At 49.1% G+C, this 21,766-nt stretch carries 20 protein-coding genes; 18 read left to right on the plus strand and 2 right to left on the minus strand.

Going from position 1 to position 21,766, the window contains the following annotated elements; all coding sequences use genetic code 11:
* The first annotated feature begins 170 nt into the window (after positions 1-170).
* The 6 genes from NTW12_10585 (at position 171) to NTW12_10610 (ending at position 5,085) form a co-directional block, all read left to right on the plus strand.
* The gene (locus NTW12_10585) at positions 171-722 is read left to right on the plus strand and encodes a hypothetical protein (GenBank protein ID MCX5846781.1); all 552 of its coding nucleotides are present in this window, start codon (positions 171-173) and stop codon (positions 720-722) included.
* 229 nt (positions 723-951) lie between these two features.
* Positions 952-1,557 carry a hypothetical protein gene (locus NTW12_10590; GenBank protein ID MCX5846782.1) on the plus strand — a complete coding sequence of 202 codons (606 nt, stop codon included), beginning with the start codon at positions 952-954 and terminating at the stop codon, positions 1,555-1,557.
* 221 nt (positions 1,558-1,778) lie between these two features.
* Entirely contained in the window at positions 1,779-2,675 is an 897-nt protein-coding gene (locus NTW12_10595; protein ID MCX5846783.1) for a ThiF family adenylyltransferase, read from the plus strand.
* Positions 2,676-2,802: 127 nt separating this feature from the next.
* On the plus strand, positions 2,803-3,990 hold the full coding sequence (locus NTW12_10600) for a multidrug effflux MFS transporter (GenBank protein MCX5846784.1): 1,188 nt from the start codon (positions 2,803-2,805) through the stop codon (positions 3,988-3,990).
* 187 nt (positions 3,991-4,177) lie between these two features.
* Positions 4,178-4,723, plus strand: coding sequence for a hemerythrin domain-containing protein (locus NTW12_10605; protein MCX5846785.1), 546 nt, complete (start codon positions 4,178-4,180; stop codon positions 4,721-4,723).
* A gap of 191 nt (positions 4,724-4,914) precedes the next feature.
* Positions 4,915-5,085, plus strand: a complete 171-nt coding sequence (locus tag NTW12_10610) for a rubredoxin (GenBank protein ID MCX5846786.1) — start codon at positions 4,915-4,917, stop codon at positions 5,083-5,085.
* Between the two features lie 103 nt (positions 5,086-5,188).
* Here NTW12_10610 and NTW12_10615 read toward each other — a convergent pair whose 3' ends face one another.
* On the minus strand, positions 5,189-5,950 hold the full coding sequence (locus NTW12_10615; GenBank protein MCX5846787.1) for a formylglycine-generating enzyme family protein: 762 nt from the start codon (positions 5,948-5,950) through the stop codon (positions 5,189-5,191).
* A 686-nt stretch (positions 5,951-6,636) separates the two neighbouring features.
* Here NTW12_10615 and NTW12_10620 point away from each other — a divergent pair.
* The 12 genes from NTW12_10620 to NTW12_10675 all read left to right on the plus strand — a co-directional run bounded on the left by NTW12_10620 (position 6,637) and on the right by NTW12_10675 (position 20,264).
* On the plus strand, positions 6,637-7,155 hold the full coding sequence (locus NTW12_10620; GenBank protein MCX5846788.1) for a cytochrome P460 family protein: 519 nt from the start codon (positions 6,637-6,639) through the stop codon (positions 7,153-7,155).
* Between the two features lie 132 nt (positions 7,156-7,287).
* Positions 7,288-8,046: a hypothetical protein gene (locus NTW12_10625; GenBank protein MCX5846789.1), complete on the plus strand. Its 759-nt coding sequence runs from the start codon at positions 7,288-7,290 to the stop codon at positions 8,044-8,046.
* A gap of 5 nt (positions 8,047-8,051) precedes the next feature.
* Entirely contained in the window at positions 8,052-9,875 is a 1,824-nt protein-coding gene (locus tag NTW12_10630) for an aldehyde ferredoxin oxidoreductase family protein (GenBank protein MCX5846790.1), read from the plus strand.
* 311 nt (positions 9,876-10,186) lie between these two features.
* Positions 10,187-10,885, plus strand: a complete 699-nt coding sequence (locus tag NTW12_10635; GenBank protein ID MCX5846791.1) for a 4Fe-4S dicluster domain-containing protein — start codon at positions 10,187-10,189, stop codon at positions 10,883-10,885.
* Positions 10,886-12,115, plus strand: coding sequence for a 4Fe-4S binding protein (locus NTW12_10640; protein MCX5846792.1), 1,230 nt, complete (start codon positions 10,886-10,888; stop codon positions 12,113-12,115).
* A 3-nt stretch (positions 12,116-12,118) separates the two neighbouring features.
* On the plus strand, positions 12,119-13,819 hold the full coding sequence (locus NTW12_10645) for an FAD-dependent oxidoreductase (GenBank protein ID MCX5846793.1): 1,701 nt from the start codon (positions 12,119-12,121) through the stop codon (positions 13,817-13,819).
* Between the two features lie 9 nt (positions 13,820-13,828).
* On the plus strand, positions 13,829-14,266 hold the full coding sequence (locus NTW12_10650; protein ID MCX5846794.1) for a hydrogenase iron-sulfur subunit: 438 nt from the start codon (positions 13,829-13,831) through the stop codon (positions 14,264-14,266).
* An 18-nt stretch (positions 14,267-14,284) separates the two neighbouring features.
* Entirely contained in the window at positions 14,285-15,136 is an 852-nt protein-coding gene (locus NTW12_10655; protein MCX5846795.1) for a 4Fe-4S binding protein, read from the plus strand.
* Positions 15,126-17,177: a formate dehydrogenase subunit alpha gene (gene fdhF, locus NTW12_10660; protein ID MCX5846796.1), complete on the plus strand. Its 2,052-nt coding sequence runs from the start codon at positions 15,126-15,128 to the stop codon at positions 17,175-17,177. The genes NTW12_10655 and fdhF overlap by 11 nt, the downstream gene beginning before the upstream one ends.
* Positions 17,158-17,619: a 4Fe-4S dicluster domain-containing protein gene (locus NTW12_10665; protein ID MCX5846797.1), complete on the plus strand. Its 462-nt coding sequence runs from the start codon at positions 17,158-17,160 to the stop codon at positions 17,617-17,619. The genes fdhF and NTW12_10665 overlap by 20 nt, the downstream gene beginning before the upstream one ends.
* Positions 17,620-18,945 (plus strand): 4Fe-4S binding protein, encoded by a 1,326-nt coding sequence (locus NTW12_10670; GenBank protein MCX5846798.1) that lies wholly within the window; start codon positions 17,620-17,622, stop codon positions 18,943-18,945.
* A complete protein-coding gene (locus tag NTW12_10675; GenBank protein MCX5846799.1) occupies positions 18,909-20,264 on the plus strand; it encodes a hypothetical protein in 1,356 nt (451 codons plus the stop codon). The genes NTW12_10670 and NTW12_10675 overlap by 37 nt, the downstream gene beginning before the upstream one ends.
* A 24-nt stretch (positions 20,265-20,288) precedes the next feature.
* Here the strand turns inward: NTW12_10675 and NTW12_10680 are convergent, their stop codons facing one another.
* Positions 20,289-21,449 (minus strand): ATP-binding protein, encoded by a 1,161-nt coding sequence (locus tag NTW12_10680; protein ID MCX5846800.1) that lies wholly within the window; start codon positions 21,447-21,449, stop codon positions 20,289-20,291.
* Positions 21,450-21,766: the final 317 nt, after the last annotated feature.

Genomic DNA, 21,766 nt, shown 5'->3' on the forward strand with positions numbered 1-21,766 from the left:
GCCATGCCCCCAACAATCCGGGAGATATCATGACTTGTTTGACCTCTTGTCAAAGAGCAAAATGTGGTGCCAAGAACTTTTTCAGGATATCTATCTGTCCGTAATCGCAAAACTATTTTTTGGCAACTGTAGAAGATCAGTATAAGGAAAGATCGGCAAAGGAGGAACATATGGACAAAAGATACATAGGTCCTTATCAAAGAACCAGAATCGTTCTATGCTCTGCTGACGCAAGTCCTAAAGCGCAAGTACAAGGAAAAGGAGAGGCAGCTTACTTTTTTCCGGGTGCAAAGTGGGTTGGATCAGTAAGAAATGCTGCCTGTAATTTAAAATGTAGATTTGTTATTCTTACGACAGCCCACGGTATGGTTAATCCGCATAATATTATAAGTCCATACGATTTAAAGGCTGAAAACAATAAAAAGAAGGTGTCTGAAATATGGCGTGACACAGTTCCGCAAATACTGGGGAGTAATAATTACGACCTACTACTCTTCTATGCCGGTGGGTGTCCCATAAAACCATATATGGAATTATTTCTACCGATTTTGAGGGATTTAAAGATAGACTTTATCACTTTCGGGAGACCGAATATGTACGATAGTGGGAAAATTAAAGACATGGCCGAAATGTTAGAGAAGCGTTCATCCATGATAGAGCTGAAATCCATTTTAAAATGTCCAGAAAGACTTATATTCGTTCCATGGAAAGACAATCATTAACTATAATACCTTGGCAAATTTGTTCAGTTGTAGATGCAGACAGCGATTGGCCGGATGATCGCTCTTGAAAAATCTTAAGGCGGCTTTTTTATTGAAGCCTTCCTATAAGCCTCATCTATCTTGTTTCCTGTTTCATATTAGATTTCTAATGTAAATCGTGATAGTTTAAAAAAACTGTAAATGAAGTTTGCGAATACATGTTCTAAAACCTTAATGCGGAGGTGTAGTTATGTGTGATCATAAAGATTGGCATATACAGAAAATTAATCATATTTACCTCATGATAATCTTAACTTTTGCATTAACAAACTGCGTATTCATTCCCCAACAGGTTGATATCGACTCGATTGAATCAAGAATTGTATATCCACGTGATTCTTTTAAAGCAAAAAAAATGGTCCAATATGAAAAATTTGTTGATCTTCGCCCCGCTAAAGATCATCTTGGCAGTAGAAGGAACTTAATGATGATGAAAACCGCTAACGTCTCACTTAAAGGGGATATGTCAAATTTGACGGAAGCTATAATCAAAAATACATTTGCTTCCAGAGGTATAAGGGAAGGAACTTCACCCTATGCTGTTAGAGTGAGAATTGTGGAAGTAACGGCTAATTATTCAGGGCCAGGTACTATATTTATCCAAGTCTCTCTAACATTATCCGTTATCGATAATAATATTAACAAAATTATATATCAAAAGAACCTGAAGGGATATTCTGAAGACAAACCTACAGCTATTTCAAGTAGTTCGTTGGAGAACGCATTTGTGGGTGCTATGAACCAAATTGCGGATCAGACGGATCAAATTGCATTAGAATTACTTAACATTATATAATTTTTTGTATAGCCTGCTATATAATTTCATAAGTATGGAATTAAATGAAGCATACAGTGCTTCTATCGGTAATCATTACAATAATTTCTTATCGAAACCAATGAGGTAGATGTAAGTCAGTCAAGGCTCAACTCAACAGATTATCAACTCAAAAGTACGCATGAACCGGATGAACCGAAAATAATAACATAAAAACATATTGGTGGGAGAGTTACGGTACAATGTGGGAGCATATCGTCAATCGGCAGCAGGGTATTCTCAATTTTACGGAAGAACTGATTCGGGCAATAGGAAAAATGCGAATACTCGTGGTGGGTGCGGGGGGAAATGGTGCGGTGCTCGATTTTCTGGTCAGGGTGGGATATCAGCACTTTACCGTCGTCGATTTTGACGTAGTCGACGCAACGAATCTGAACCGCCTCCCCTTCACTCCAGAGGACATAGGAAAGAAAAAGGTGGATGCTTGGAAGGAGTATCTCCGGAAGGTCAACCCGGAATGCATAGTGACTGCGCACTGCCGGAAGGTTACCCGGAACGACGAGAGGTGGCTGGAGGAAACTATTGCTGACGTGGACATTGTGGCGCTGGGAACAACGGACTTCGAGGCAAATTTTCTGATTGCCAGGGTATGCAACCGGTTACGGAAGAGGATGGTGGTCGGTCCGGGCACCTCAAACTGCTGGGTCGTCAGCACGTTCACCCACGAGGGGGGCGTCTCACTCGAAAGAGTTGCAGGGTTTGGGACGGAGAATAGTGACGCACGGGAAATCGACTACAAGACGCTCCTGCCGAAGTACATGAGAATCTACATGTTCCCGGGCAGAACCGAGAAGCTCTATCCGGAAACGCTGCAGAAGGTGCGAAGCGGGGAGATTCCACCGAGAAACTGCAAAATATTCGTTTCGATGGTAAATGCGGCTGCCTGCTGGGAGATTGTAAAGAACACAGCGGTGATAAATGGAATAACGCTTCAGAACACGAAGGTGGTGGAGTTCCCGCTTATACAGGTGTTCGATCCTTACAGGGGGAGTTCATACTATTACGATGCCGGGAAGGATAGGATCGGGATTCCGAACTGGATGACCGGCAGGATACGATGGTATTCTGCGATGAAATGACATGGCTCGCAGCAACACACTCAGTCCCCGCAACGCTTCGCGCAAGTGCGAACCGATACGGCAAGTGGGATCGGCGATAGGTGACACCAAGGAACATACAGTATCGATGAAGGGGTTCCGATAGAATATGTCTGCACCCGTCGGCAACGGCAGATTTGTCTTTCTGATAGCTGCCGCCATAGCAGTAGGGCAATTAGGGGTAAGTCTTTACCTGCCGGCATTACCTGTGATCGGTTATGATCTGAGCATCTCTCCCTCGTGGATGGCGATGACACTCACCGTATATTTCGCAGGATTCGCCTTTTTCAACCTTTTTGCAGGTCCTTTCTCGGACGCCCTTGGCAGGCGTTTCATGATTCTCCGTGGCTTGGAGGTGTATGCCGTGGGCACCCTGCTTTGTGCTGTCGCCACTGATATCACGATGCTGTTAGCCGGAAGGATCATTCAGGCCTTTGGCGCCGGTGTGGCACCCGTGGTGGGGAAGGCCATGATCCAGGACGCCTCTCCCAAGGACCACACAGTGATTCTTATGGGATGGCTGGGAGCGGCTATCTCAATAACCCCTGCAGTAGCGCCCTTCATAGGCGGTATTATCACGGAGCATCTGCAATGGCGATGGATTTTCTGGTCGCTTCTTATTTTTAATGCATTGATCTGGTTGCTGAATTTCTCTTTGCTGTCAGAAACACTTCCCCATCCCGCCTTCCGTCGTATCACACTGGTTTCTGTCTTTAAAACCTATCGAGAATTCCTAGGAAATCGGGTTTACATGGGGTATATTCTCACTCTCGGTGCATGCTTTGGAGGTTTGGGCGCTTACTACACTGCCTCGCCCTTTATTTTCATCCATGATTTTCATCTGAGCCCTTCACTCTATGGTCTGATTACACTGGTAATCGCGACGGGCTTTATCATAGGCAATCTCGGTGTCGGACGTCTTACTCATAGTCGATGGTTCCACCGGATATTGTATATAGGGGGAATCCTCATGTTGGTGGGCGCTCTGGGGATGTTGTGCATGCCCAGGGGGCTCGTCACGGCTGCAACGGTTTTGGGAACCACCTTCCTTTTTATCGTCGGTTTTGGTATCATCTTTCCCATCGCCACAAAAGAGGCTTTGGGTTGTTATGTCGCACAGGCAGGAGCCGCTTCCGCACTGCTTGGGTTCGTCCAACTCAGTAGTTCTGCCCTGAGCAGTCTTGCTGTTGGATTCTTTCAATCTCAGGGCATGTCTTCTTATAGCGCGATGGCTCTTATCATGTTCCTCAGTGCCATTTTTGCAATTGTCCTCATTCGCCGTATGCAACGTAGTTGATAAAATGATGTTAACTATTTAAATATAATATTTCAATGTCATTGACTTAAGAATATTATCTCTTTCAAGTCCCCCTTTGTAAAGGGGGATTCAGGGGGATTTTAATTGCATTCCGTAAAATCTCCCCCAACCCCTCTTTAGAAAAGAGGGGGGTCAAAGTGCTTAAGTCGGTGACATTGTATAACCGATGAAACCTATTGCTCCCCTCATGATCGAACATCGTCTCATTGAGCGTATGGCTGGTGTAATGGAGGATTATGTGACCTCTATCCGGGGAGATAAAAAAGTAAATCCTGCCTTCGTTGACGTTGTGCTTGATTTTTTCAGAACATACGGGGATAAGACGCATCATGGAAAAGAAGAGGATACCCTTTTTGCTGCATTAGCCAAAAAGAACCTTTCAGCAGACCACAAGAAAATGCTGGACATCCTGATCGACGATCACGTTCAGGCGAGAAAATTGATGGCGAAGCTGGCAGAAGCCAACAAGAAGTATGTAAAAGGCAATGCAGATGCCGGCAATGATATCATTAACTACATGGAAACACTGACCATATTGTATAGAAAGCACATTGAACTTGAAGACAAACATTTTTTCATCCCCTCTTTAGGTTATTTCACCAAGGATGAAATGAACACTATGCTTAACGACATGTGGGAATACGATCGAAATATGATTCATATAAAATACAGGGAAGTGGTGGGGCAAGCGAAAGAAATGATCGGCCAGTGATTCTGGCTTTTGTAGAGTCTTTTCCATCAATTTTCTCATGTCAGGCTACAGGAGGTAATGCCATGAAAATAATATGGGATACAATGAACCGCCGCCAATTCATAAAGACATCAACTTTGATTTTTGGGGGACTTTTTTCTTTCATCCTTTTAGGCTTTCCTCAGAAAGTAAAAGCGCAATCAGAAAAAGACATCAATGATCAATCTAAATATATCTGCGAAATCTGTGGTTATATTTATGATCCCGAGAAGGGAGATCCTTCAGAAGGTATCCCCGCCGGAAAGTCCTTTAAGGAACTACCTGACAGTTGGAGGTGCCCATTATGCGGCGTCGATAAGACTATGTTTAAAAAATTGAGTTGAAATGCGGCAAGGGTTTATTTTTATCAGGCTAGGCTCAACATTCTTTTGCAGGTTGCAATGTTAGGCCGCTCTATAACGGGTAAATCCGTAAAGGAATATGTGATTAGAAAGCCCTGACGAGACGAAAACCGATGTCGTGTGAACGGACGACCGGATATTCCTGGCCGCGAAAGGCAGACCGCAGGATTCCCGCGTTGTCGAGCCATGAGCCTCCCCGCAATACACGGTGTTGTCCGGCAGGCAACCCTCTCGGGTCCGTCACTTTACCTGAAGGATAATCATCGAACCCGTCCTGACACCACTCCCAGACATTGCCGTACATGTCATGGAGACCCCATGTGTTAGGCTTCTTCTTTGCCACAGGATGTGTCCGGGAGGCTGAATTTATATCATACCAGGCATAGTCTCCAAGTTCACCTTCACTACTACCAAACGAGTATTTCATTGTGGAACCCGCCCGGCAGGCGTACTCCCATTCCGCTTCAGTGGGGAGGCGATACTTGTCTGTCCCCTCCATTTGATTGAGCTTCCCGATAAATTCCTGGGCATCAATCCAGGAAACATTTTCCACAGGGCAGTCATCGCCGCAGTTTTTAAAAGAGGAGGGATTGCTTCCCATGACCTTCTGCCACTGTCCCTGTGTAACCTCAGTTGCCTGCATGTAAAAAGGTTTGCTGATCGTCACCTGGTGCTGAGATAAACCCTGCTCATCTCCCATCATGAACGTTCCTGGAGGGATCAGTACGAATGCTGTTCCCATGGCAGGGCTCATGAAGGATTTGTCCGCAGATTCCACACCGACAGCGAAGGTTGAGGCAGCAATCATCAGAGCAACGATGATTGATAAAATTGTTCTTCTCTTCATAATCCGTCTCCTTGCCCAGAATATCCATATTCCTGTCGCATCACACAAATGAGAGTGAAACCTTTGAAAAATGCACAATCTTTGTCATTCCCGCCTGCGAGACTGTGTCATAATTCACATTTGTCATTGCGAGTGAACGAAGTGAGCGTGGCAATCTCTATGTTGTCCATGGCTTATGAGATTGCTTCAGTCGTTTCACTCCTTCGCAATGACATTACGACACAGTCTCTACGCGGGAATGACAGACCTTTTACGAGTTCGTCAAATAACACGCATGGAGGATCAATATCAAGCATTTCGTCAAGCATGCGCATTCCGGATGTCTACGTTTTTCTCTCATATTTCATGAAAGCAAGGAGTTAATCACCCTAACAAAATTGTATTCACGTGCTGTCACGGGATCTTACAACATCTACCTTATGTCATATTTGACATAAGGTACAGAAATCATTATCTAATTTCACAAAAAAAGATTGACAATTCAGTGTTGACCGGATAAATTTTTTATCTAATGTACACTGCAGGAACCTTATTAAACCTTATTAAAAATGAGGCCACCAACGGGAATTCAGTATGCAGATGCATGTTCACCTATTTCTATCGCACCAGTTTCGCGAAAGATACCGCAGTTTAAAGCCATCGCGTTCTCTTCTCACCAACGTAAGAAACTTATTGGAGGCTAATGTATGAATAAAAAGGTTTTAATTCTTATTTTCTGTGTAGTTGTAAGTCTTGTTTTCTCAGGAATAATCTTTGCGCAGGCCAAGAAAGAAAAGGCAAAGGCCGGCGGCAAGGCGATTGCTGCAACCGGGGCTGCTGTATGGGATTACTTGAAGAAAGAAGGTTATGCGAACAAGTGGAAAATGTGGCCGGGAACAACGGCAATGTATGCCGGACCTGAACCTCACGGCGCGTTCCTCACTACCTATGTCAATGAACCGGCTTTGAAGGCCATCACCGGAAAGAAGGGAAAATTCCCCGATGGGGCAATAATCTCACAGGACAACTATTCGAAAAACAAAAAGCTGAAGTTTATCTCTGTCATGTATAAGGTAAAGGGCTACAACCCACAGGGTGGAGACTGGTTCTGGGCACAGTATAAGCCTGATGGAAGGATTGAGGTGGAAGGAAAGGTGGATGAGTGTATCAAATGTCATGTCGCCCAAAAAGGAAATGACTATGTGTACACAAGTAAAATGAAATAGTTCCTCTGGATGATAACAGATTAGGACAAGAAAAATATATGAAATATCGGTGCATTGACTGAAAGGAGGTGTAAATCGTAAGGCGGTTCTTTTGTAAACCTTAACGCGAATCATCAAATTGGAGGTTTTACTATGGAAGATAAAGAAAAGAAATTACCTGATCTACTCCAGAAAGAAACTACCCGACGCGGCTTTTTGAGAGGGACGGCAGTGGCGGCGGGCAGTGCCTTCGCCGTGGCCACGATCGGGGGTCTGGCTTCCAAGGCGGCCCATGCGCAGGCCAAGCCACCGGAAGCACCGAAGAAGGATCTGATGAAGTATCTGTTTGCCGAACGTCAGAATTGTACCGGATGCCGGGCCTGCGAATATGCCTGTTCTGTTTATCATACCGGTGTCGTCAGGCCTTCTGTCTCCAGAATTCATGTGCTGAAATACAAAGACTCTATCGACGTTCCCGTGCTATGCTGGCACTGTAACGACGCCCCATGCATTGAAGCCTGTCCCACCACTCCTAAAGCGATACAGGCAGATCCAAAACACAATGGCATTATCCTGAACGAAAAGATCTGTCTGGGCAGAAAGTGTCTGAAATGCCAGGAGGCCTGTCCGGCGCAGTATGTCAATGTGAATCCCGATACGGGTCAGCCTCTCATTTGTGATATGTGCGCTGGTGAGCCTGCCTGTGTAAAAGCCTGCTCAGAACAATCCGGCAATCCCCAGGGACCCTGTCTCGTAGCAAACAAGCTGGGTTTCGGCGTTAATATGGCATACAGGTCTGTGACACCCGATCAAGCGGGCGCGGATTTAATGGGCCTCACGTTCTATCCCAATATTGACGGAAAAAGGGTCACCCCCGTTAAAACTGCTAAGACCAAAAAGGCGAGGAGGTGATGACCATGACAATACCAAAAGGCGGATGCTTTGGAAAAGTATTGGAGATTGATTTAAGTAAACAGACATATAAACCTCGTGAAGTTCCCGATGAAATCTATCAGAAAGCCATCGGCGGAAACGGTCTGGGGGCATATTTCGCGACCACCGAGTATAAGGCCCATAAAGACCCGCTGGCCGAGGATGCTTTCATGTTTATCGGTCCGGGACCGCTCAACGGGACCTACTGCGTTTCCACCCGGTGCAGCATTGCCCATATGAGCCCCTATACAGGACTCATCTCCCATGCGGAGACAGGCGCCCATTTAGGCAACGAGATTAAATGGGCGGGCTGGGACGGCATCTACATCAAGGGAAGATCGAAGAAGCCCGTGTGGCTCTCCATCGTGGACGACAGGGTGGAGTTCAAGGATGCCGCGAAGTTATGGGGCAAGACGACAGAAGAAAGTCATGAAATGATCATGAAGGAGATGAAGGACCCTTACGCGAGGACCGCCGTAATTGGCCCCGCGGGCGAGAACCAGGTTCCCTTCTCCTGCGTCATTGTGGAGCGATTCCGCGCCGCCGCGAGAAGCGGTACCGGCATGCTGATGGGGAACAAGAAGCTGAAAGGCCTTGCCGTCAGGGGCACCAAAGCCGTGCCGGTGGTTGACAATGCGAAGTTCATGGATATGGCCAATTACGCCAAGAAACTTGCCGTGGAAAAAGAAGCCTGGCAGGGCATCAAGCGATGGGGAACGGCGGGTCTCCTTGAGCAGAATAACTTCTTCACCGGGTCCCTCATCACAAAGAACTTCCAGACGACCTGGTATCCCGATATTGTAAAGATCGGCGGAGAAGAAGCGGGCAGGAAATTCTGGAAGCGGCACGTGGCCTGCAACCACTGCCCCATCCACTGCCTGAAGCTGGGCGTTATCCGTGACGGAAAATACAAGGGACTGATCGCCGAAGGCCCGGAATACGAGTCCGGCGGACTTTTGGGAAGCAACCTCGGCATGACGGATCTCAATACGGAACTCGCCATGATCGAGGCCTGCGACGCCTACGGGATCGATAACATCTCTACAGGGGGCGTCCTCGGATTCACGACGGAGCTTGTAGAGAAAGGCATACTGAAGCCTGCGGACCTCGACGGCCTGAAACCCAAGTGGGGCGATGGGGAAACCTACATGGAACTCATCCGGAAAATTTCTCTTAAGGAAGGCAAAGCGGGCAAACTCCTTGCCAAAGGCGTCAAGAAGATGGCTGGCGAGATCGGTAAAGGGGCCGAATTCTATGCCGCCAACGTGAAGGGCAAGGAACTTGCGGCCCATGACCCTCGGGGCGACAAGGCCAGGGCCTACAGCTACTGCCTGGGATCCTGCGGAGGGGACCATCATGAGGGCGCCTCTACAAGAGCTCTTGTCATCTTTGCGATGCTGAATTCCCTTTCTCTCTGTTCCTTCGCCAGCGGCCTTCTCTGGGGTGGCGAAAACGCGAAGATCACCGTCGGCATGCTGAATCCCCTCTGCGGATGGAACATGACGGAGGATGATTACTGGACGACCGGGAAGCGCATCCTCACCATGGAGCGGGTCTTCAACGTGAGGGAAGGCATCAGCCGTAAGGATGACAGCCTGCCGAAGCGTTTCATGACGGAAAAGCTTCCTGCCGGTCCCAAGAAAGGGAACGTGTTTACTTCCGAAGATACCAAGAAGATGCAGGATGAATTTTACAGTTTTGTCGGCTGGGACGAGAAAGGAGTCCCGACTGAGGCGACACTGAAGAATCTCCGTCTTGAATATCTCATTGATGATGTCGCAGCGGCCAGAAAAGAATACAAATTATAGAATACCATGCTGAAACGAGGGCGGGTGAACTTCACCCGCCCTTGATTTTTTACCCCGTATTTTATAAAATTCCATTCAATGTCATTGACTTAAGCACTTTGACCCCCCCTCTTTTCTAAAGAGGGGTTGGGGGAGATTTTTACGGAATCAATTAAAATCCCCCTGAATCCCCCTTTAAAAAGGGGGACTTGAAAGAGATAATATTCTTAAGTCAATGACATTGGAATTCCATTAGAAAAAGATATACACCCCATCCTTAAACATAGAGGATTGAATTGTAATTTTTTGAATCATAAAGGGAATCATCTCCCATGAGGGTTTCTAGAAGGGATGCGCTCCATCTTCTTATCAGTGGCGCCGTTTCCACTCTGATCTTTACATTTTTTAAGGTCAGTGGCGCCAAGGCTCTTCCACGTCCGCCGGGCGCCCTCATCGAACCGGAATTTCTTAAGTACTGCACACGGTGCTACCAGTGCATAGACGTCTGTCCTACGGATGCCCTGATTCCGGCAGGCATCAGCGGCGGCATCCCCAATTTCGGGACACCGGTGCTCAATTGGAAAAAATGCATCTTCTGTATGGCATGCATCCGGACGTGCCCTACGGGAGCTATCAAGAGAATTTCAAGAGACGATATCAAAATCGGCAACGCGGTGATCAACCGCAATACATGCCTTACCTGGTCCGGCCAGAGCAAGTGCGAAATCTGTTACGATGCCTGTCGGTATGACGCCATCAAGCTTGAAAACGAAATCTATCCCGTTGTCCTGGACGATCCATGCACGGGCTGTAATGCCTGTGAGAGGAGATGCCCGACGAATCCAAAATCCATTGTGGTATATTACGATAAAGTAAAAAGGTTTTTGCCACCCGATCAACGGCTTGCGCTGCGTCTTGAGGATGAAACAGGAAGGCAACATAGTGAAGCGGATTTCAAAACGTGGTTTGCGGAAAGAATTAAAAAACTGGGGAGATCCTACGGTATCATTAAGGAAGAGGAAGAAGAGTAGATGAAAGGCAGGGACACATTTCCTGGGCTGGTTATTGGTGGTGGTGTTGCGGGAATCGGCGCGGCTCTTGACCTGGCCGGTACCGGTCACGCCGTACATCTGGTCGAAAGAAGCCGTTACTTAGGCGGCCAGGTTGCGAAACTGGACAAACTCTATCCTACGGATCACTGTGCATTTTGTCCGTTGTGGACGGACATCAAACGATTGAAGGAACATCCTTTGGTCACGGTCCATACGTGCACCGAGGTCAAAGAGCTCAAGAGCATTGAAGACCACCTTTGTGCGATCATGGTGAGAAAAGTTCCTGTCATTGATGAAAGCCTGTGCGTTTTCTGCGGGAAGTGTCCAAGAGAATGTCCTCTCGATGCTATTCATTCCATGGGAGAGCATATCTATCCTCCTTTTTACCGGATTAATCAGGATGTCTGTAATAAGTGCGACAGATGTGTGAAAATATGCCCGACTGCCGCCATCGATTTTCAAAGGACAGACGAAACGTTTGAACTCATGGTTGATCATGTTATATGGGCCTCCGGTTTTACGGAAGTTGATTTGACACCGCTTCCGGAATTCGGTTTCGGAACCCATCCGGACATCATGACATCACTGGAGTTTGAGGAATGGACAGCAGAAGCAGGAATCAATAAAGGGGGCATTATAAAAAAATCAAATCGGTCAATTCCCCGCAACATTGCCTTCATCCAATGTGCAGGCGCAAGGGATCAGAGGATGCTTTCGTATTGTTCGGCGGTCTGCTGCATGCATGCCCTCAAGCAGGCCCAATGGGTGAAAAGGAGAAGCCCGGAGATTCATTGCGTTGTTTTTTATACCGATCTGCGTACAGTGGGACGTGATTATTATGAATACTCCCTTCGGGATTTTAGCGGAAGCCGAGTAAGACTCATACGGGGGAGACCTTCTCTGATTTATCCTCTGCCCGGCAGTGACGGAATCGCGGTAAAGTTTGAAAACACCATGACCCAGAAACGGGAAATCTGGAAATTCGATATGGTGGTCTTAAATGGCAACATCAGATCTTCCCTGACCGCGACAGATAATGAAAAATATCATTTACCTGCACTCACAGGAGATGGTTTTGTCAATCCGGGAGCCGATGATATTTCCCGGTTTGCCTGCGGATTTTCCATGGAACCGGCGGATGTGGCGGAATCCGTCATCCAGGCGTCTTCAGCCGCCATCAAAGCACTTCTTGCAAACAGGGACGGGTAGAAAATGCCGGGGATTGCCGTTTTCTTATGCAGATGTTTCGGAGAAATCGACCGTGTGATCGATCTCGATTCATTGCAGAAAAATTTGGAGAAAGACCACTCCATCGTTTTTTCCTCCATTATCGACTCCCTTTGTCTGGCAGATGACATTAAAAAAGCAGCCTCCCGAATCCAGGAGTGCGGTGCAGAGAAGGTATTGATTGGCGGCTGTTCTTTCCTGGGGAGAGGAAGTACGATCGTTGACGGTTTGACCCATGAAGGGATCAATCGCTCAGATATCGGCATGGTTGACATGAGAGAGGCATGTGCCTGGATTCACACAGATAATCCGGGAATGGCAACCCAGAAGGCATGGAACCTGATCCGGATGGAGATCGAAGCCCTTCATTACAGGCAGGTTTCAGATGACGTAACGATAAAGGTGTGTCCTGAGGCCATGATTGTCGGCGCCGGGCCCGCCGGGCTGTCTGCCGCCTGGTCCCTGGCGCGATTAGGCTTCAAGGTGCACCTGCTGGAAAGAGGGTCCAGCCCCGGAGGTATGCTCAATCTGATCTCCCGCACGTATCCATTGGACGAAAATTCCCGGGATAAAATAAAGAAATATTCTGAGGACGTAGAAAAATCACCTCTCATTTCATTTTATCCGAAAGCAAAGATCCTGTCTGTCAGGGGTTTCGCGGGTGATTTCAAGGTACGCATCTCTGCACCTGCAGGAGAAATAAGGTTCAGGGTAGGAGCCGTCATTTTGGCGACTGGTGCGAGAGTTTTGCTTCCCTACGACCTTTACCGATATGGAAAGCTGAAACATGTGATCACCCAGATGGAGTTGGAAAGGCAATTCATCAAGAATTCTGTTCAGATCAATACAGCCGTATTTATTCAGTGTGTCGGTGCGAGGAATCATGACCGGCCTTATTGTGCGACCATATGCTGTCCATCGAGTTTAAAAAATGCCATGAGGATCAGGGATGAAAATCCGTCCGCCCAGGTATTTATCCTCCATCGCGATATTATGACGCCCGGCAGTGTTTTGGAAGCTTATTACAGAAAGGCCCTTGCGAAAGGGGTGCAGTTTATCCGGTTTGAAGAGACAGATCCCCCTGAAATCATGGGAAATGAACATGTGGAGGCTGTGGAGGTTTTCGATATCATCAATGGGATGAAGAGGAAGCTCGATACCGGTCTGGTGGTCCTCAGTACGCCTCTTGTTCCCAATGACGATAACGTAAATCTGGCCGAAATGTTCGGTTTGCAACTGGACCGTTACGGCTTCTTCTCGGAAATCTATCCTCTCCATCCTCTGGAAACACGGATGGACGGTGTTTTTATCTGCGGCTCCGCCAGATGGCCCGTATCATCCGATCAGGCAATGATGCAGGGAGAAGGCGCTGCTGTTAAAGCCGCGTCTCTTTTAGGGAGGGAAACCGTTTCGGCATTGTCCTTAAGCCGCGTTCCCGGGGAGAAATTCGGCCATGCTTCCGTCAATGCCGAGTCATGCACTGGGTGCGGGAATTGTGTAGCCGTCTGTCCCTTTGATGCGTGCCGTCTCCAGAAGATGGGAAGAAAATCCATCAGTAGAGTAAACAAGATGCGTTGCAAAGCCTGTGGCAACTGTGTGTCCGTCTGCCCCAACGGGACAGTTCAATTGCCGGAACACCATTACCGGGTGGTAGGGGCGATGATTAAACGGGCGTTCGGGGAATGAGCGTACTATATGACTTTTAATACACACAATGATCGTCCAAAGATGCTGATTTTTGCATGCAAGTGGTGCGGTCTGATCGGGGCTGATGGTGCGGGAAAAAAGAGAATGCAACTTCCCGCACAGTTCCGGGTCATCCCGGTGGAGTGCGCAGCGCTGGTCGAACCGGATGCCCTCATCCGGGCATTAGCAAGCGGAATCAGCGGGGTGGCGGTGATGGGCTGCCATCTTGGGGGGTGCCGGTTTAATCATGCGAACCATGCGGCATTGAAACGCCTGGAACTCCTGAAAACACTTCTGGATGCCACCGGTATCGGAGGAAAGAGACTGTTGATCAGCTTCGGAACGTCCCATGAAGATTATCAGTACACAGAGGTCGTCAAAACATTCTTTGAAGAATTGCAGTCATTGCCTTCCACAAGCTCGTGGATGTTTCCGCCAATATGGTGAAATTGAAAAATTGATGACATGTTGGACAACGTAAAAAACATAGCGAGATCCGTTCTGACGGAAAAGCAGGCCGACGGAGTCCTCGGCTTGATAAAGGGCAAATGGGATATTATCCAGCCCTATATCTTCGAAAATCCCGGACAGGCAGATGCTCTTGTCATAGAACCCAAGTGGCTTCTGGCAAAAATGGCAATGACTATTTTACGGTCTTCCCCGGAAGGTTACAGGCTGGCAGTTATTTCGAGGGGCTGCGATGAAAGGGCACTGACGGAACTGGTAAAAAGAAACCAGATTGAGAAGGATCGGCTGCTCACCATCGGGATTGCCTGCAGCGGCGAACAGGCGTCGGCCTGTCTCTGTCAGCGGCCATACCCGGAAAAGCTGGATGCCGGAGAATCCGTGGCCGGGGTCGATCCGTTCCAGGATGATATCGTACGGGAATTGCTTGTCGGAGACGGCCCGGCAAGAATGGAAAAATGGGCAAACCTTCTCAAGAGGTGTATCAAGTGTTATGGATGCCGGAATTCCTGCCCCATCTGTGTCTGCATACCCTGCAAACTGGAGGATGAAGTCTGGGTCGAAACAGGGGTGATCCCGGCGGAGATGATGGCGTATCACCTGATCCGGGCGTTTCATCTGTCGGACACCTGTGTGGCCTGCGGGGCCTGCCAGGACGCCTGTCCGGTCAATATCCCGCTTCTCGCCCTGCAGCTATCCATGCGAGAGGCGCTCCGTAAAACCTATGGTTACGAGGCAGGGCTCGATACTGAAAAGAGATCACCCATCCTTTACGATTTGTACAAAGAGCCCGCAACGGACCAAATACTACCGGACTGGGTTAACACTTTGGGAAAAGACAATGAATCCTGAGTTTATCAGAACTATCTGTCCCTATTGCGGAACCGGCTGCGGCCTGCTCATGAAGGTCGAGGATGGAAGGGTTGTCGGAACCTACCCGGACAGGGAACACCCTGTGAGCCGCGGCGCCCTCTGCATCAAGGGCTGGTTTGCTCACGAATTCATTCATCACCCCGACCGATTGAAAACTCCCCTCGTAAGAATTGGAGACCGGTTTGAGGAGATCTCATGGGATGAAGCCATACCCCTGGCGGCTGAGAAACTGAAGAGCATTGCCGGACGTTACGGTGGGGATGCCGTCGGCGGGCTGTGTTCCGCCAAGTGTACCAATGAGGAGAACTACCTCTTCCAGAAGATAATCCGGATGGCATTCAAGACCAATAATGTCGATCACTGCGCACGCCTCTGTCACGCTCCCACTGCCGCGGGTATGGCCCAGACAACGGGCAGCGGGGCAATGACAAACTCCATCTCCGATCTGGCGGGAGCCGGGTGTATTCTGATAATCGGTTCCAATGCGGCGGAAAGCCACCCCATCATCATGGGCGAAATCTATAAAGCGGCGGATCGTGGCGGAAAGCTGATTGTCGTCGATCCCCGTGCGACAGCGGTTGCTCAGAATGCGAATATGCATCTGGCCATCAATCCCGGGACGGATATTCCCCTCTTATGCGGCATGATGAGGCACATCATCGATGCGAAACTGCAAGATACGGAATTCATTCGGGAAAGGATGGATGGATTTGAGGAACTTAAAAACTTCCTCCAATCCTGGCCGTTGGAACGGGCTGCGGGAGAATGCGGTATTGACGAGGGGCAAATCAGAAAAGTTGCGGAGGTCTATGCAAAGGCCAAGGATGCCGCTATCGTCTATTGCATGGGAATTACCCAGCACGCCTGCGGAACGGCGAATGTCCATGCCGTCTGTGATCTCGCCATGCTCTGCGGCAAAATCGGCAAGACATATTCCGGTGTCTATCCCCTCCGCGGTCAGAACAATGTTCAGGGCGCCTGCGATATGGGGGGACTGCCGAATGTCTATCCGGGATACCAAAGCGTCAGTGATCCGGCCGTTCAGGAAAAATTTCAGAAGGCCTGGGGAAAAGAGCTTTCCGGCAAGCCGGGATTGACCGTAACGGAAATGATCGGCTCTGCCGGGAAGGAGATCCGGGCGATTTACATGATGGCGGAAAACCCCGCATTGAGCGATCCCGATGTCAACCACGTGCTGGAATCGCTGAATAAACTGGATTTTCTGATCGTCCAGGACATCTTCCTGACGGAGACCGCAAAATTTGCCCATCTGGTTTTACCTGCGTCATGTTTTGCGGAAAAAACGGGAACATACACAAACACGGAAAGACGGTTCCAGCTTTTAAGACATGTGGTTGATCCTCCGGGTGAGGCAAGGGGAGATTTTGAGATTCTCTGTCTCCTTGCCAATGCCCTGGGGCTCGATTTCCCATACAACCATCCGGGTGAGGTAATGGAGGAAGTCGCTTCGCTGGTACCCGCCTATGGAGGTGTTCGCTTTGACAGACTGGAGCGGGCAGGCCTGCAGTGGCCATGTCCCGATCCGGGCCATCCGGGAACACAGTTTCTCCACGAGCACAAATTTACCCGGGGCAAGGGGTTGTTTGTTGTGCCGCAATACACACCGCCCTATGAAAAACCGGATGAGGAGTATCCGTATTATCTCAACACAGGGAGGATGTTTGCCCATTATCATACCGGAACGATGACGCGCCGTTCCCCCTTTCTCAACAGAGAATTGGAAGGGCCTTATGCGGAGATCAATCCCGAAGATGCGATGCAGGCAGGCATAAGAGAAGGCGACAGAATCAGGATAACCAGCAGGCGAGGGAGTATTGTCACCGCTGCCAGAATTACGGAAAGGGTTGCCAGGGGATGTATTTTTGCACCCTTCCACTTTACGGAAGCGAGGGCCAATATCCTGACGAATCCCGTTCTGGACCCTATCTCCAAGATACCGGAATTCAAAGTGTGTGCTGTAAAGGTGGAAAAGGAACCGTATGAAGAACAGGCAAGATAAAATTGCCGAAGCGAAGAAATTTTCCGGCGCCGATGGCTGCGTGGAGTGCGGCAGGTGTGTTGCCGCCTGTCCCATGGCCGAGATGTATACAAATTTTTCCATCGAGATGTCGCCGCGAGGCATCATAAAAAAGACGCTGGTCGGCAATCCTGTCGTTGAGGATAAAAACATCTGGTATTGCACGGAATGTAACGCCGGTACCGATATATGCCCCCAGGGCGTAAGCTGCAGGGATCTGATCAGAAAACTCAGGGAAGCAGCCCTCGATGAGAACCTTTTGGAAAATGCAAAGACCTGTAAGTGCTGCGGCAGGGCTTTTGTGGCCGTTCCCGTGGAGAACTTCGTGTACGGCAGGTTAAAGGAAGAACCCCCGAATGTGTTTGGGGTGCTTGATATCTGTCCGCCATGTCGGCGGGAGATTTACCTTCAGAGAAATGCATAGATGAGTGAACAGGTGACCATGCAGGAACCATCAGACGAACAGGATTTTTCTCTCAATCTTGACGATCTGCGACCTCGTCCTGTGGAGAAGAGAACTTTTTCCGGTTACTTTATGCCGCCACGTCATTCCTTTGTCCTTTTTGATCCCGATAAATGCACCGGCTGCGGCACCTGTGAGATGATCTGTTCCATGAGGAACACAGAAAAAGTGGCCCCCGCGTCCGCCAGCGTGAAGGTTGTCACGGACGAAAAGCTGGGTAAAAACTTCACCATACTCTGCCAGCATTGCCGAAAACCGCTCTGTCTTCCCGCCTGTCCTACAAGGGCCATAGAAAAAGGCAATGACGGCATTGTACGCATCAATAAACTGTTCTGCACGGAGTGCGGTCTTTGTACCATGGCATGCCCGGCAGCTGCTCCTCTTAAAGACCCGGGCAATCAGGAAATACATAAATGCGACCTCTGCGAAGGCGACCCCCTGTGTGTCAGGCACTGCCCTGAAAAAGCTCTGACCTTTACACGGGGAAAATCCTTCCGATGGATTAAGGGACTGCGCTGGACTATTCAGCTTGTTTCCTTTTTGCTTTTGGTCATCGTCTTTATCGGCACTTTCTGCTACTTTAAGACGGGAAGCGTCAGTTTTGCCTGTCCTACGGGGACCCTTCAGAATATCGCATCGTCGGGAACTATCATACTGGTTGGTGCTTCATCGGCATTAGCACTGCTCATTCTGACCATTCTAGCGGGGAGACTTTTCTGCGGGTGGATCTGTCCCTTTGGTTTTGTCCTGGATCTCGTCGATAAGATAACTCCGAAGAAACTCGGTTGGCCCTCCTTCCTCAAGAGCAGGATGACAAAGTATGGTGTATTGGCAGGCGCCGTTGGGGGGAGCTATGCTCTGGGTTTCCAGGCTTTCTGCACTATCTGCCCCATCGGAACCCTCTGCCGCTCCTACGGGGTACAGTCCTTCTTCAAGAGCGCGGAGCTGGCGATCGTCCCCGCCCTGGCAAGCCTTGAGATTGCACAGAGGAGATCATGGTGCCGGTATTTCTGCCCTGTGGGAGCTCTACTGGGGATTACGGCAACATTACGCCTGATCAAAATTGTCATCGGGGCGAAGAGGTGTAAGAAATTCTCCTGTATTCAGTGCGCGGAGGTCTGTCCCGTAGATATTATTGAAGCGGATCAGTTACGGGAGGGAATATCGCCAAAAATTCCCATGACCGAGTGTATCATGTGTATGAGGTGCATTGATCGATGCCCCTATGATGCGGCAAAGATCAGATTCCGATGGCAGAAGGCGGTGCCGGGAGAAGACAGAACATGAATCTCTTCCAGCAATTTTTCAATATGAGAATCGGCGTGGTCGATTTATCCGCATCGTCTGCCGTAATCGTCCCTCTGGAGGCGGATCAGATTTCGAGCTACATCGGCGGGGCGACATTGAACCGCTCTCTCTTTCATCAATATCAGGATGACCCTTTAGTATTCGGTGTGGGTCCCCTTACAGGAAGTTTTGCCCCCGCTTCATCCCTTCTGGTCGCAACATTCTATTCTCCCCTCTTCGAGAAAATCTGCCACGTTCCGTTCATGCTGAGAACCGGACCGGACATGAAGTTTTCCGGCATTGATTTCCTGGTTGTAAAAGGAGCCGCATCGGAGCTCTCATTACTGTATGTTGATCACGGCACTGTTCAGATTTTCCCCGCAGGGAATCTCCGGAAGCTTCCCATCCAGGATATAACCAGGACATTGAAGAGGGATTTCCTCCCTTTCCAGTCTGCTATTGTAACGGGTCCCGCTGCTGACCATGGAATCCTTCAGGCAAGCGCTTCAGTCGGGGCACAAGGCAGTCTCGGCAAGGCAGGACTGGCATCACGGATGGCCGCAAAAAATTTCAAAGCGATTTTGTTTAACGGGATCGGAGGGCTCTCGTTCGGGACGGATAATCCGGACCAGGGGAAGGAGCTAATAACAAGGATTTCAACCGAGAAATATTTCAGCCACAGAGGATTTACTTCCATTCTAACAAAGCTGGATGGGGGGAAGGCAGCGGGGAAGCACCTGAGGAAACTGAGGAAAAAGAACATGGCCTGCTATCACTGTCCCGCCCCATGCATGACGCATGTGGAGTTCATCCGGCAAGACGCCACACAGGGAGAAGGGTCAATTGTTAAAGAAGGGTTGCTTCTTCTTGACCATACAGGATGGACGGCTCTGGGCAAGAAGGTTGGAACACACGTCCTCCCGTTGTTTCATATCTGTTTGCAACGTGGTCTCGATCCTGAATGTGTAGCACAAAGACTATCTGATGGGGGAACAATGACTGAATGGCTTTTTGCCATAGAAAAAATGTTTTCCGAATCCAGAAAAGCTCAAATCGCAGAATCTTACCGTCCAACCGGAGAAGCTCCTGTGAAAACTCATACACTGTTCGGCGGTGGGATAGCACCCATTCCGCCCAGTGATGTATGGGGAAAAAGAGTCGCCCTGGCGATGATTCTCGGCATATGTCCCCTGTTTCTTCTCCTGTTCCCGCAGATATCGGAAACTGATCTCCTCAAGTTTGTTTCGCAACAGGAAGATGCACTGAAGACTCTGGAGGATCGTATCTCATCATTGATTCAGACCCTTCTTGCAGATTGATCACATACTCTTTTCAATCAATCTCTAAAGAAGCTCTCCGCTCATCTGCCAGCCCAGCACACTTACCCCCTTGTGTTGGTATGCTTCGCTCCCTCCATAGATCAGTGAGGGCATCATTACTACACTACCGGCAAGGACGCACCATTTCTCCAGTCCGGCAAATGAATCCCGAGTCAGGGTCTTGCCTGACTTGATCTCGATCGGCATCAACTTTGTTCCCTGTTCGACAATAAGATCGACCTCATTGCCGTTGCTGTCCCGCCAGAAAGAGACGGCAGGTCGTTCTCCCCGGTTGAGTCGTGATTTTATCAGTTCTGAAATGATAAATGTCTCAAAGATATTGCCCCGTAACGGATGGGTTTCCATCTGTTCCTGCGTTCTAATCCCCAAAAGCCAGGAGACGAGTCCAGCGTCGTAGAAATAAAGTTTCGGCATTTTTACAAGCCGCTTATTGAAACTGGCGTGGTGCGGACGTAGGAGAAAAACGAGATAACTTGCTTCGAGCACCGATATCCAGGACTTGGCCGTATTGTGGGTAATGCCGCATTCCGTGGCCAGCGAGGATAAGTTGAGTAACTGCCCAGTCCGCCCCGCGCAGAGCCGCACGAAGCGCTGGAACGTTTCCAATTCCTGAATCTTAAGCAGTTGCCGGACGTCCCGTTCGACGTACGCAGTAACGTAGGCGCCAAACCAGGAGGAAGGAGGCAGCTCCCGGTCGTAGAGAGGCGGATAGCAGCCGGTCAGCAGCATTGTATCGGCAGCGGTTGGCAGCTTGCCTGCATGAGCAAGTTCCGGGATTGAAAAGGGGAGGAGTTCAACAAAGGCGGTCCGGCCGGCCAAGGATTGGGTTATCCCCGACATCAGACCGAACTGCTGGGAGCCGGTCAGGATATAGAGCCCCATCCGGCCATCGGCGTCAACAATCGTTTGGAGGTACGAAAGGAGATCCGGACAGCGTTGCACCTCGTCGAGCACGGCGCCATCAGGGAAGCGCCCCAGAAAGGAGCGGGGGTCCTCCTGTGCGGCTTGACGCAGGTCAGGGTCTTCCAGTGAGGCATAGGGGCGATCGCTGAAAAGTACCTTGGAGAGGGTAGTCTTGCCCGACTGACGAGGTCCTGTCAGGGTAACGACCGGGAATCCACGCAGCAGGGTCCGGATGGTGTGTTCAGCAATACGATCAATCATAATGTCACACTACAGAATTTTATACAAATTGTCAAATGTATTTACAAATTGCATAAAACGGGAAAATAAGGACAACGTGCGGTATTCCGGGACGCCATAACAGTTTATTTAAGGTTCATCCGGTTCATGCGTACTTTTGAGTTGATAATCTGTTGAATTGAGCCTTGACTGACTTCCACCTACAAACAAACGGCATGGGGTGGTTTGAGTAACTGAAGATAATCGACAGAAATACTGAACGACTAAACTGTGCGGTGGCTGGGGTTACGGCTTGACAACTCCTACCAGTTACAGAAGGATAATTTATTGTTTGATTC

It is taken from the genome of Deltaproteobacteria bacterium, from assembly GCA_026388545.1.
Classification (GTDB): Bacteria; Desulfobacterota; Syntrophia; order Syntrophales; family UBA2185; genus JAPLJS01.

Excerpts from the sequence above, each read along its gene's own strand:
- NTW12_10585 (MCX5846781.1), top strand. The coding sequence starts at position 171 with ATGGACAAAAGATACATAGGTCCTTATCAAAGAACCAGAATCGTTCTA.
- NTW12_10590 (MCX5846782.1), top strand. The coding sequence starts at position 952 with ATGTGTGATCATAAAGATTGGCATATACAGAAAATTAATCATATTTAC.
- NTW12_10595 (MCX5846783.1), top strand. The coding sequence starts at position 1,779 with ATGTGGGAGCATATCGTCAATCGGCAGCAGGGTATTCTCAATTTTACG.
- NTW12_10600 (MCX5846784.1), top strand. The coding sequence starts at position 2,803 with ATGTCTGCACCCGTCGGCAACGGCAGATTTGTCTTTCTGATAGCTGCC.
- NTW12_10605 (MCX5846785.1), top strand. The coding sequence starts at position 4,178 with ATGAAACCTATTGCTCCCCTCATGATCGAACATCGTCTCATTGAGCGT.
- NTW12_10615 (MCX5846787.1), bottom strand. The coding sequence starts at position 5,950 with ATGAAGAGAAGAACAATTTTATCAATCATCGTTGCTCTGATGATTGCT.
- NTW12_10620 (MCX5846788.1), top strand. The coding sequence starts at position 6,637 with ATGAATAAAAAGGTTTTAATTCTTATTTTCTGTGTAGTTGTAAGTCTT.
- NTW12_10625 (MCX5846789.1), top strand. The coding sequence starts at position 7,288 with ATGGAAGATAAAGAAAAGAAATTACCTGATCTACTCCAGAAAGAAACT.
- NTW12_10630 (MCX5846790.1), top strand. The coding sequence starts at position 8,052 with ATGACAATACCAAAAGGCGGATGCTTTGGAAAAGTATTGGAGATTGAT.
- NTW12_10635 (MCX5846791.1), top strand. The coding sequence starts at position 10,187 with ATGAGGGTTTCTAGAAGGGATGCGCTCCATCTTCTTATCAGTGGCGCC.
- NTW12_10640 (MCX5846792.1), top strand. The coding sequence starts at position 10,886 with ATGAAAGGCAGGGACACATTTCCTGGGCTGGTTATTGGTGGTGGTGTT.
- NTW12_10645 (MCX5846793.1), top strand. The coding sequence starts at position 12,119 with ATGCCGGGGATTGCCGTTTTCTTATGCAGATGTTTCGGAGAAATCGAC.
- NTW12_10650 (MCX5846794.1), top strand. The coding sequence starts at position 13,829 with ATGACTTTTAATACACACAATGATCGTCCAAAGATGCTGATTTTTGCA.
- NTW12_10655 (MCX5846795.1), top strand. The coding sequence starts at position 14,285 with ATGTTGGACAACGTAAAAAACATAGCGAGATCCGTTCTGACGGAAAAG.
- fdhF (MCX5846796.1), top strand. The coding sequence starts at position 15,126 with ATGAATCCTGAGTTTATCAGAACTATCTGTCCCTATTGCGGAACCGGC.
- NTW12_10665 (MCX5846797.1), top strand. The coding sequence starts at position 17,158 with ATGAAGAACAGGCAAGATAAAATTGCCGAAGCGAAGAAATTTTCCGGC.
- NTW12_10670 (MCX5846798.1), top strand. The coding sequence starts at position 17,620 with ATGAGTGAACAGGTGACCATGCAGGAACCATCAGACGAACAGGATTTT.
- NTW12_10675 (MCX5846799.1), top strand. The coding sequence starts at position 18,909 with ATGGCAGAAGGCGGTGCCGGGAGAAGACAGAACATGAATCTCTTCCAG.
- NTW12_10680 (MCX5846800.1), bottom strand. The coding sequence starts at position 21,449 with ATGATTGATCGTATTGCTGAACACACCATCCGGACCCTGCTGCGTGGA.